2 protein-coding genes, 5 rRNA genes and 1 pseudogene are annotated in these 12,304 nt (G+C 45.9%); all 8 read left to right on the forward strand.

Going from position 1 to position 12,304, the window contains the following annotated elements:
* Positions 1-81 precede the first annotated feature (81 nt).
* A 23S ribosomal RNA gene (locus L6W14_RS00055) occupies positions 82-3,009 on the forward strand.
* Between the two features lie 70 nt (positions 3,010-3,079).
* A 5S ribosomal RNA gene (gene rrf / locus L6W14_RS00060) occupies positions 3,080-3,195 on the forward strand.
* Positions 3,196-3,356: 161 nt separating this feature from the next.
* Positions 3,357-3,731: pseudogene (gene tnpA, locus L6W14_RS00065) on the forward strand (IS200/IS605 family transposase); the annotation flags it as partial.
* Positions 3,732-4,406: 675 nt separating this feature from the next.
* Positions 4,407-5,300, forward strand: a complete 894-nt coding sequence (locus tag L6W14_RS00070) for a patatin-like phospholipase family protein (RefSeq protein WP_131522760.1) — start codon at positions 4,407-4,409, stop codon at positions 5,298-5,300.
* Between the two features lie 306 nt (positions 5,301-5,606).
* Positions 5,607-7,158: ribosomal RNA gene (locus L6W14_RS00075) — 16S ribosomal RNA — on the forward strand.
* 180 nt (positions 7,159-7,338) lie between these two features.
* A 23S ribosomal RNA gene (locus L6W14_RS00080) occupies positions 7,339-10,266 on the forward strand.
* A 70-nt stretch (positions 10,267-10,336) separates the two neighbouring features.
* Positions 10,337-10,452 (forward strand): 5S ribosomal RNA (gene rrf, locus L6W14_RS00085).
* Together the 16S, 23S and 5S rRNA genes form the textbook arrangement of a ribosomal RNA operon.
* Positions 10,453-10,720: 268 nt before the next feature.
* On the forward strand, positions 10,721-12,184 hold the full coding sequence (gene guaB, locus L6W14_RS00090; protein ID WP_004233999.1) for an IMP dehydrogenase: 1,464 nt from the start codon (positions 10,721-10,723) through the stop codon (positions 12,182-12,184).
* Positions 12,185-12,304 lie beyond the last annotated feature (120 nt).

The following is a 12,304-nucleotide window of genomic DNA, read 5'->3' on the forward strand; positions in this document are numbered from 1 at the left end:
TTCTTTGAAAACTGGATAAAACGACATTGAAATTGTAACAAACACATTTATTTTTTAAGTTTTTTATAGGCTTAATAACTTGGTTAAGTTATTAAGGGCGCACGGCGAATGCCTTGGCACTAGGAGCCGAAGAAGGACGGCACTAACACCGATATGCTTCGGGGAGCTGTAAGTGAGCTTTGATCCGGAGATTTCCGAATGGGGGAACCCACTACGTTTAATCGCGTAGTATCTTGACGTGAATACATAGCGTCTTGAAGGCAGACCCAGGGAACTGAAACATCTAAGTACCTGGAGGAAGAGAAAGAAAAATCGATTCCCTGAGTAGCGGCGAGCGAAACGGGAAGAGCCCAAACCAAGAGGCTTGCCTCTTGGGGTTGTAGGACACTCTATACGGAGTTACAAAAGAGCGAGTTAGATGAAGCGACTTGGAAAGGTCCGCCAGAGCAGGTAAAAGCCCTGTAGTCGAAAGTTCGTTCTCTCCTGAGTGGATCCTGAGTACGGCGGAACACGTGAAATTCCGTCGGAATCCGGGAGGACCATCTCCCAAGGCTAAATACTACCTAGTGACCGATAGTGAACCAGTACCGTGAGGGAAAGGTGAAAAGCACCCCGGAAGGGGAGTGAAAGAGATCCTGAAACCGTGTGCCTACAAGTAGTTAGAGCCCGTTAATGGGTGATAGCGTGCCTTTTGTAGAATGAACCGGCGAGTTACGATTACGTGCAAGGTTAAGCTTTAGAAGGCGGAGCCGCAGCGAAAGCGAGTCTGAATAGGGCGAAGTAGTACGTGGTCGTAGACCCGAAACCAGGTGATCTACCCATGTCCAGGGTGAAGGTGAGGTAACACTTACTGGAGGCCCGAACCCACGCACGTTGAAAAGTGCGGGGATGAGGTGTGGGTAGCGGAGAAATTCCAATCGAACTTGGAGATAGCTGGTTCTCTCCGAAATAGCTTTAGGGCTAGCCTCGTGATGAGAATACTGGAGGTAGAGCACTGTTTGGACTAGGGGGCCATCCCGGTTTACCGAATTCAGACAAACTCCGAATGCCAGATATTTATACACGGGAGTCAGACTGCGAGTGATAAGATCCGTAGTCAAAAGGGAAACAGCCCAGACCACCAGCTAAGGTCCCAAAGTAATCGTTAAGTGGAAAAGGATGTGGCGTTGCACAGACAACCAGGATGTTGGCTTAGAAGCAGCCATCATTTAAAGAGTGCGTAATAGCTCACTGGTCGAGTGACGCTGCGCCGAAAATGTATCGGGGCTAAACGATTCACCGAAGCTGTGGATTGACATCTACGATGTCAGTGGTAGGAGAGCGTTCTAAGTGCGTTGAAGTCAGATCGGAAGGACTGGTGGAGCGCTTAGAAGTGAGAATGCCGGTATGAGTAGCGAAAGACGGGTGAGAATCCCGTCCACCGTATGACTAAGGTTTCCTGAGGAAGGCTCGTCCGCTCAGGGTTAGTCGGGACCTAAGCCGAGGCCGATAGGCGTAGGCGATGGACAACAGGTTGATATTCCTGTACCACCTCCTCACCGTTTGAGAAATGGGGGGACGCAGTAGGATAGGGTAAGCGCGCCGTTGGTTGTGCGCGTCCAAGCAGTAAGGCGTGTGTGTAGGCAAATCCGCACACTGTAACGTTGAGCTGTGATGGCGAGTCCGTATGGACGAAGTTCCTGATTTCACACTGCCAAGAAAAGCCTCTATCGAGGTGAGAGGTGCCCGTACCGCAAACCGACACAGGTAGTCGAGGAGAGAATCCTAAGGTGTGCGAGAGAACTCTCGTTAAGGAACTCGGCAAAATGACCCCGTAACTTCGGGAGAAGGGGTGCTCTTGAGCGTGCAAGCGCATGAGAGCCGCAGTGAATAGGCCCAGGCGACTGTTTAGCAAAAACACAGGTCTCTGCAAAACCGTAAGGTGACGTATAGGGGCTGACGCCTGCCCGGTGCTGGAAGGTTAAGAGGAGTGGTTAGCGCAAGCGAAGCTGCGAATTGAAGCCCCAGTAAACGGCGGCCGTAACTATAACGGTCCTAAGGTAGCGAAATTCCTTGTCGGGTAAGTTCCGACCCGCACGAAAGGCGTAACGATCTGGGCACTGTCTCAACGAGAGACTCGGTGAAATTATAGTACCTGTGAAGATGCAGGTTACCCGCGACAGGACGGAAAGACCCCGTGGAGCTTTACTGTAGCCTGATATTGAATTTTGGTACAACTTGTACAGGATAGGTAGGAGCCAGAGATCTCGGAGCGCCAGCTTCGAAGGAGGCGTCGGTGGGATACTACCCTGGTTGTATTGAAATTCTAACCCATGCCCCTTAGCGGGGCAGGAGACAGTGTCAGGCGGACAGTTTGACTGGGGCGGTCGCCTCCTAAAAGGTAACGGAGGCGCCCAAAGGTTCCCTCAGAATGGTTGGAAATCATTCGTAGAGTGTAAAGGCACAAGGGAGCTTGACTGCGAGACCTACAAGTCGAGCAGGGTCGAAAGACGGGCTTAGTGATCCGGTGGTTCCGCATGGAAGGGCCATCGCTCAACGGATAAAAGCTACCCCGGGGATAACAGGCTTATCTCCCCCAAGAGTCCACATCGACGGGGAGGTTTGGCACCTCGATGTCGGCTCATCGCATCCTGGGGCTGTAGTCGGTCCCAAGGGTTGGGCTGTTCGCCCATTAAAGCGGTACGCGAGCTGGGTTCAGAACGTCGTGAGACAGTTCGGTCCCTATCCGTCGTGGGCGTAGGAAATTTGAGAGGAGCTGTCCTTAGTACGAGAGGACCGGGATGGACACACCGCTGGTGTACCAGTTGTCTTGCCAAAGGCATCGCTGGGTAGCTATGTGTGGACGGGATAAGTGCTGAAAGCATCTAAGCATGAAGCCCCCCTCAAGATGAGATTTCCCATTACGCAAGTAAGTAAGATCCCTCAAAGACGATGAGGTAGATAGGTTCGAGGTGGAAGTGTGGTGACACATGGAGCTGACGAATACTAATCGATCGAGGACTTAACCAAAAACGTTTGAAACATTCAATGCACCGTTTATCCAGTTTTGAAAGAATAAATCTTTCAATTAAATACAAAGTCTAGTGATGATGGCAAAGAGGTCACACCCGTTCCCATACCGAACACGGAAGTTAAGCTCTTTAGCGCCGATGGTAGTTGGGGGCTTCCCCCTGTGAGAGTAGGACGTCGCTAGGCAAACAAAACAGTCAGCTGTGTGCTGGCTGTTTTTTTTTATCGTTTGAACGCCCCTGCTATATAAAGGGTTTCCAAGAGCTTCTAGCTATGAACAAGAAAAAAACCAGCCGTACAATGAAATCAGGTCTGGTCAACTGACTTTTGTACAAAAGGGGCTCCAAATGGATAATAAAAGTTTAGGCCCACACGACATGGAATTGTAAGTATCACATCGTCTTTGCGCCAAAATATAGAAGGTAGATTATTTATGGACAAATCAAAGCAGACATAGGTAGAATTCTGTGCTAATTATGTGAAGAAAAGGGGCAGAAATCATTGAAGCTACAGCTTGTCCTGATGATATTCATATGTTGGTGAGTATGCCATCAAAAATAGGTGTGTCATCGTTTGTGGGTTATTTGAAAGGGAAGAGTAGTTTAATGATATTGAATCGGCATGCGAACCTGAAATACAAATATGGAAATAGGGAGTTTTGGGATCGTGAATATTATATAGATACAGTAGGACAAAACAGAAAAATCAAACAGAAATATATATAAAATCAATAGCAAGAGGATATTTTGAGGATCAGTGGTAGCGGAAAAACGGAGAGCGGTTGACGGATCTTTCAATGTGTCTTTAGACATGGACCAGTATCCTAGCATTTTACGGTAGAGCAAACCACCAGTTGTACTGGTGGTTCTGATTATTCATTGTCATCTTAGCAGTATATAGGAGGGAGTAGAAAGCTATTAACAAAATAAGTTAAAAATATCTAATACTTCAGTGAGGCAGTAAAATTAGAAGTTATGAAGACAACAGCATTTGAGGATTGTTAAACCTTTCGTAATTTTGTAAAAAAATCAATAACTACCAGTACTTTCTTATAAGACATAGTTAATTTAGATAAGGGCTTTAATTTAAATTCAAAATTGTGAGGGCTTAGACCCTTTATTTTTGTTGTTAAAAATATGTTCTACACTAAAAATTTTCGTAACTAAAATTATTGTTGTTGAAACATACATTACCATTTAAGTAACTCTGTACATTTCTTAGAATAACCATATCTCGCCGCATATCTTTATATGAAACTGTAATCGAATTTTAGCTAGACACTTCGCTAAAGTTTGCTGCTATGTACATAAGTATCGTCAATAAAGTAGAAAATTTAGTTCTATTCGTCATTCTTCATCCTTATACTGTAAAGATTACATCAAAAAGGAGAGGAAATTTTGTGGATTGATGGCGTATTTTCTGGTGGCGGTTTGAAGGGCTTTGCATTAGTAGGGGCATATCAAGTACTAGAAGCTGAACATTTTCGATTTAAACGTGTAGCTGGTACAAGTGCAGGTGCCATTTTAGCTGCCTTTATTGCTGCAGGATATAGTGGAAAAGAGATAGAAATAATGCTAGAAGAGTTGGATGTTCCTTCATTACTTGATCCAAGAAGAACAATTTTACCTTTCCCTTTTATGAAATGGGTAAATGTTTATAATCATTTAGGTCTCTATAAAGGAAAGGCGTTAGAAAAATGGTTTTTCCAAAAGCTAGCAGCAAAAGGAGTATATACTTTTGGTGATCTGCCTAAAGATTCACTTAAGTTAGTAGCTTCAGATTTAACGAATGGTAGAATGATTGTTTTACCAGACGATTTGCATAAATATCAAATTGAAGCAAAGAATTTTTCAGTTGCTTGTGCGTTACGCATGAGTTGTGGTATACCTTTTTTCTTTGAACCAGTTACATTAAAGACTGGGAAGGGTGAATCTGTTATAGTGGATGGTGGTGTTTTAAGTAATTTTCCACTATGGATATTCGATGATAAAGAAGGTCGGAAAGTACGTCCGATTTTAGGCCTGAAACTGAGTAGAAGAAGAGAAGAACAATGCCCTCAAGAAATTAAGAATGGTCTAAATTTATTTGAGGCACTATTTTCAACTATGAAAGATGCACATGATGAAAGGTATATATCAAGACGGCACGAAAGAGATATTATTTTTATTCCTGTAGAAGATTATAGTGCCACCCAATTTGATTTAAATGAAGAAACAAAAGAAACGCTATTAGAAATAGGAAGAAACCGTACAATTCAATTTTTACGAAATTGGCCAAGATTGAGGTTATAATTATTTTTAAAAAAATAGTTATAAAACTATTGACCAATGACAAATAGGGTGTTATTATATAAAAGTTGCTGTTGAGACATGCAGCTACTAAAATATAAAATAAAATAACTGTTTGACATTCAATATAAAACATGTTATTATATAAAAGTTAACTCTTACAGAAGAGTAAACAAAATGAACCTTGAAAACTGAACAAGCAAAACGTAATCAATAAAGTTTTAAGTAGCTAGTTTTGCTAGTGAACGAAACACAATTTTGGACATCAAACATGATGCCAGCAAAACAATTTGAGCTAATCAAATTTCTTTTATGGAGAGTTTGATCCTGGCTCAGGACGAACGCTGGCGGCGTGCCTAATACATGCAAGTCGAGCGAACAGAAAAGGAGCTTGCTCCTTTGACGTTAGCGGCGGACGGGTGAGTAACACGTGGGCAACCTACCCTATAGTTTGGGATAACTCCGGGAAACCGGGGCTAATACCGAATAATCTCTTTTGCTTCATGGCAAGAGACTGAAAGACGGTTTCGGCTGTCGCTATAGGATGGGCCCGCGGCGCATTAGCTAGTTGGTGAGGTAACGGCTCACCAAGGCGACGATGCGTAGCCGACCTGAGAGGGTGATCGGCCACACTGGGACTGAGACACGGCCCAGACTCCTACGGGAGGCAGCAGTAGGGAATCTTCCACAATGGGCGAAAGCCTGATGGAGCAACGCCGCGTGAGTGAAGAAGGTTTTCGGATCGTAAAACTCTGTTGTAAGGGAAGAACAAGTACAGTAGTAACTGGCTGTACCTTGACGGTACCTTATTAGAAAGCCACGGCTAACTACGTGCCAGCAGCCGCGGTAATACGTAGGTGGCAAGCGTTGTCCGGAATTATTGGGCGTAAAGCGCGCGCAGGCGGTCCTTTAAGTCTGATGTGAAAGCCCACGGCTCAACCGTGGAGGGTCATTGGAAACTGGGGGACTTGAGTGCAGAAGAGGAAAGTGGAATTCCAAGTGTAGCGGTGAAATGCGTAGAGATTTGGAGGAACACCAGTGGCGAAGGCGACTTTCTGGTCTGTAACTGACGCTGAGGCGCGAAAGCGTGGGGAGCAAACAGGATTAGATACCCTGGTAGTCCACGCCGTAAACGATGAGTGCTAAGTGTTAGGGGGTTTCCGCCCCTTAGTGCTGCAGCTAACGCATTAAGCACTCCGCCTGGGGAGTACGGTCGCAAGACTGAAACTCAAAGGAATTGACGGGGGCCCGCACAAGCGGTGGAGCATGTGGTTTAATTCGAAGCAACGCGAAGAACCTTACCAGGTCTTGACATCCCGTTGACCACTGTAGAGATATAGTTTCCCCTTCGGGGGCAACGGTGACAGGTGGTGCATGGTTGTCGTCAGCTCGTGTCGTGAGATGTTGGGTTAAGTCCCGCAACGAGCGCAACCCTTGATCTTAGTTGCCATCATTTAGTTGGGCACTCTAAGGTGACTGCCGGTGACAAACCGGAGGAAGGTGGGGATGACGTCAAATCATCATGCCCCTTATGACCTGGGCTACACACGTGCTACAATGGACGATACAAACGGTTGCCAACTCGCGAGAGGGAGCTAATCCGATAAAGTCGTTCTCAGTTCGGATTGTAGGCTGCAACTCGCCTACATGAAGCCGGAATCGCTAGTAATCGCGGATCAGCATGCCGCGGTGAATACGTTCCCGGGCCTTGTACACACCGCCCGTCACACCACGAGAGTTTGTAACACCCGAAGTCGGTGAGGTAACCTTTTGGAGCCAGCCGCCGAAGGTGGGATAGATGATTGGGGTGAAGTCGTAACAAGGTAGCCGTATCGGAAGGTGCGGCTGGATCACCTCCTTTCTAAGGATTATTTCGGAATACAAACCTTGGGTTTGTAAGATTACGTTTTGCGTTCAGTTTTGAAGGTTCATTCTTCTGAATGAAACACTTCAAAACTTGTTCTTTGAAAACTGGATAAAACGACATTGAAATTGTAACAAACACATTTATTTTTTAAGTTTTTTATAGGCTTAATAACTTGGTTAAGTTATTAAGGGCGCACGGCGAATGCCTTGGCACTAGGAGCCGAAGAAGGACGGCACTAACACCGATATGCTTCGGGGAGCTGTAAGTGAGCTTTGATCCGGAGATTTCCGAATGGGGGAACCCACTACGTTTAATCGCGTAGTATCTTGACGTGAATACATAGCGTCTTGAAGGCAGACCCAGGGAACTGAAACATCTAAGTACCTGGAGGAAGAGAAAGAAAAATCGATTCCCTGAGTAGCGGCGAGCGAAACGGGAAGAGCCCAAACCAAGAGGCTTGCCTCTTGGGGTTGTAGGACACTCTATACGGAGTTACAAAAGAGCGAGTTAGATGAAGCGACTTGGAAAGGTCCGCCAGAGCAGGTAAAAGCCCTGTAGTCGAAAGTTCGTTCTCTCCTGAGTGGATCCTGAGTACGGCGGAACACGTGAAATTCCGTCGGAATCCGGGAGGACCATCTCCCAAGGCTAAATACTACCTAGTGACCGATAGTGAACCAGTACCGTGAGGGAAAGGTGAAAAGCACCCCGGAAGGGGAGTGAAAGAGATCCTGAAACCGTGTGCCTACAAGTAGTTAGAGCCCGTTAATGGGTGATAGCGTGCCTTTTGTAGAATGAACCGGCGAGTTACGATTACGTGCGAGGTTAAGCTTTAGAAGGCGGAGCCGCAGCGAAAGCGAGTCTGAATAGGGCGAAATAGTACGTGGTCGTAGACCCGAAACCAGGTGATCTACCCATGTCCAGGGTGAAGGTGAGGTAACACTTACTGGAGGCCCGAACCCACGCACGTTGAAAAGTGCGGGGATGAGGTGTGGGTAGCGGAGAAATTCCAATCGAACTTGGAGATAGCTGGTTCTCTCCGAAATAGCTTTAGGGCTAGCCTCGTGATGAGAATACTGGAGGTAGAGCACTGTTTGGACTAGGGGGCCATCCCGGTTTACCGAATTCAGACAAACTCCGAATGCCAGATATTTATACACGGGAGTCAGACTGCGAGTGATAAGATCCGTAGTCAAAAGGGAAACAGCCCAGACCACCAGCTAAGGTCCCAAAGTAATCGTTAAGTGGAAAAGGATGTGGCGTTGCACAGACAACCAGGATGTTGGCTTAGAAGCAGCCATCATTTAAAGAGTGCGTAATAGCTCACTGGTCGAGTGACGCTGCGCCGAAAATGTATCGGGGCTAAACGATTCACCGAAGCTGTGGATTGACATCTACGATGTCAGTGGTAGGAGAGCGTTCTAAGTGCGTTGAAGTCAGATCGGAAGGACTGGTGGAGCGCTTAGAAGTGAGAATGCCGGTATGAGTAGCGAAAGACGGGTGAGAATCCCGTCCACCGTATGACTAAGGTTTCCTGAGGAAGGCTCGTCCGCTCAGGGTTAGTCGGGACCTAAGCCGAGGCCGATAGGCGTAGGCGATGGACAACAGGTTGATATTCCTGTACCACCTCCTCACCGTTTGAGAAATGGGGGGACGCAGTAGGATAGGGTAAGCGCGCCGTTGGTTGTGCGCGTCCAAGCAGTAAGGCGTGTGTGTAGGCAAATCCGCACACTGTAACGTTGAGCTGTGATGGCGAGTCCGTATGGACGAAGTTCCTGATTTCACACTGCCAAGAAAAGCCTCTATCGAGGTGAGAGGTGCCCGTACCGCAAACCGACACAGGTAGTCGAGGAGAGAATCCTAAGGTGTGCGAGAGAACTCTCGTTAAGGAACTCGGCAAAATGACCCCGTAACTTCGGGAGAAGGGGTGCTCTTGAGCGTGCAAGCGCATGAGAGCCGCAGTGAATAGGCCCAGGCGACTGTTTAGCAAAAACACAGGTCTCTGCAAAACCGTAAGGTGACGTATAGGGGCTGACGCCTGCCCGGTGCTGGAAGGTTAAGAGGAGTGGTTAGCGCAAGCGAAGCTGCGAATTGAAGCCCCAGTAAACGGCGGCCGTAACTATAACGGTCCTAAGGTAGCGAAATTCCTTGTCGGGTAAGTTCCGACCCGCACGAAAGGCGTAACGATCTGGGCACTGTCTCAACGAGAGACTCGGTGAAATTATAGTACCTGTGAAGATGCAGGTTACCCGCGACAGGACGGAAAGACCCCGTGGAGCTTTACTGTAGCCTGATATTGAATTTTGGTACAACTTGTACAGGATAGGTAGGAGCCAGAGATCTCGGAGCGCCAGCTTCGAAGGAGGCGTCGGTGGGATACTACCCTGGTTGTATTGAAATTCTAACCCATGCCCCTTAGCGGGGCAGGAGACAGTGTCAGGCGGACAGTTTGACTGGGGCGGTCGCCTCCTAAAAGGTAACGGAGGCGCCCAAAGGTTCCCTCAGAATGGTTGGAAATCATTCGTAGAGTGTAAAGGCACAAGGGAGCTTGACTGCGAGACCTACAAGTCGAGCAGGGTCGAAAGACGGGCTTAGTGATCCGGTGGTTCCGCATGGAAGGGCCATCGCTCAACGGATAAAAGCTACCCCGGGGATAACAGGCTTATCTCCCCCAAGAGTCCACATCGACGGGGAGGTTTGGCACCTCGATGTCGGCTCATCGCATCCTGGGGCTGTAGTCGGTCCCAAGGGTTGGGCTGTTCGCCCATTAAAGCGGTACGCGAGCTGGGTTCAGAACGTCGTGAGACAGTTCGGTCCCTATCCGTCGTGGGCGTAGGAAATTTGAGAGGAGCTGTCCTTAGTACGAGAGGACCGGGATGGACACACCGCTGGTGTACCAGTTGTCTTGCCAAAGGCATCGCTGGGTAGCTATGTGTGGACGGGATAAGTGCTGAAAGCATCTAAGCATGAAGCCCCCCTCAAGATGAGATTTCCCATTACGCAAGTAAGTAAGATCCCTCAAAGACGATGAGGTAGATAGGTTCGAGGTGGAAGTGTGGTGACACATGGAGCTGACGAATACTAATCGATCGAGGACTTAACCAAAAACGTTTGAAGCATTCAATGCACCGTTTATCCAGTTTTGAAAGAATAAATCTTTCAATTAAATACAAAGTCTAGTGATGATGGCAAAGAGGTCACACCCGTTCCCATACCGAACACGGAAGTTAAGCTCTTTAGCGCCGATGGTAGTTGGGGGCTTCCCCCTGTGAGAGTAGGACGTCGCTAGGCAAACAAAACAGTCAGCTGTGTGCTGACTGTTTTTTATTTTCTCTTGATAACTTTTAACTTTACTAAAGAGTTTGTTCTAATGTGTTTTTGAATTTAAAAAATGCAAATAAATGCCTCGAAAATGTAGTTAATTATTTGTATTGTTTATCTTAATTGTTGTTTGTTAAAAATCTGAATTGTCTTTCTTTTATAAGTTCCTTGACAGTAGCAGTCCACGTTGTTAATCTTACAATTAATATTCTTTTAACTATAGGAGGAAGTTACGAAAATGTGGGAGACTAAATTTGCCAAAGAAGGTTTAACTTTTGATGATGTATTATTAGTACCAGCTCATTCCGAAGTACTACCGAAAGATGTTGATTTATCTGTTCAATTAACACCAAAGATTAAATTAAACATCCCAATGGTCAGCGCAGGTATGGATACAGTTACAGAGTCTAAAATGGCGATTGCTATGGCACGTCAAGGCGGTATCGGTATTATCCATAAAAATATGGGGATTGATGAGCAAGCTGAACAAGTAGAAAAAGTAAAACGTTCTGAAAATGGTGTTATTACAAACCCATTCTTCTTAACTCCGACACATCAAGTTTTCGATGCTGAGCATCTAATGGGTAAATACCGAATCTCTGGTGTTCCTATTGTTGATAGTATGGAAAATCAAAAGCTAGTAGGAATTATTACAAACCGTGATTTACGTTTTATCTCTGACTACTCTTTAAAAATTGAAGATGTAATGACGAAAGAAGATTTGATTACAGCTCCAGTTGGAACGACTTTAGAGGATGCTGAAAAAATTCTTCAACAATATAAAATCGAAAAGCTTCCAATTGTAGATGAAGAAGGTAGATTAACTGGACTTATTACAATTAAGGATATCGAGAAAGTGATTGAATTCCCGAATGCTGCGAAAGATACACATGGCCGTTTACTAGTAGGCGCAGCAGTTGGTGTATCAAAAGATACGATGGTACGTATTGAGAAGCTTGTAGAAGCACAAGTTGACATTGTTGTAATCGATACAGCCCATGGTCATTCAGAAGGCGTATTACAAACAATTCGCTCAATTCGTGAGACTTACCCTGAGCTAGAAATCATCGCTGGTAATGTTGCTACAGGAGAAGGCGCACGTGCATTATTTGAAGCAGGAGCAGATGTTGTTAAAGTAGGTATCGGTCCTGGTTCTATTTGTACTACACGTGTTGTAGCAGGTGTAGGTGTACCACAAATTACAGCAGTATATGATTGTGCTACAGTAGCTCGTGAGCTAGGTAAAACAATAATTGCTGATGGTGGTATTAAATACTCTGGTGATATCGTCAAAGCTCTAGCAGCTGGAGGCAACGTTGTAATGCTTGGTTCACTTCTAGCAGGTACATCTGAATCTCCTGGAGAAACAGAAATCTTCCAAGGACGTCGCTTTAAAGTTTATCGTGGTATGGGTTCTATCGGCGCAATGGAAAAAGGCTCTAAAGATCGTTACTTCCAAGAGGATGCAAAAAAATTAGTACCTGAAGGTATTGAAGGCCGTCTTCCTTATAAAGGACCATTAGCTGATACAATCTACCAACTGATTGGTGGTATTCGCGCTGGTATGGGTTATTGTGGAGCTCCACATCTTGAGCACCTACGCGAGAATGCACAATTTGTTAGAATGACAGGTGCTGGTCTACGTGAATCACATCCACATGATGTACAGATTACAAAAGAATCACCAAACTATTCCATGTAATATATTACTTGCAACTTTTATGCTTTCGCATCGTCTACAAAGATGGCGCGAGAGCATTTTTTTATGGTAGAGAGTCAACACGTTTGTTGTTATCTATGATAAAATGTCGAGGACAAGATT

Origin of the sequence: Lysinibacillus sp. ACHW1.5 (genome assembly GCF_022014815.1) — a bacterium.
Lineage (GTDB): Bacteria > Bacillota > Bacilli > Bacillales_A > Planococcaceae > Lysinibacillus > Lysinibacillus capsici.

Excerpts from the sequence above, each read along its gene's own strand:
- guaB (WP_004233999.1), top strand. The coding sequence starts at position 10,721 with ATGTGGGAGACTAAATTTGCCAAAGAAGGTTTAACTTTTGATGATGTA.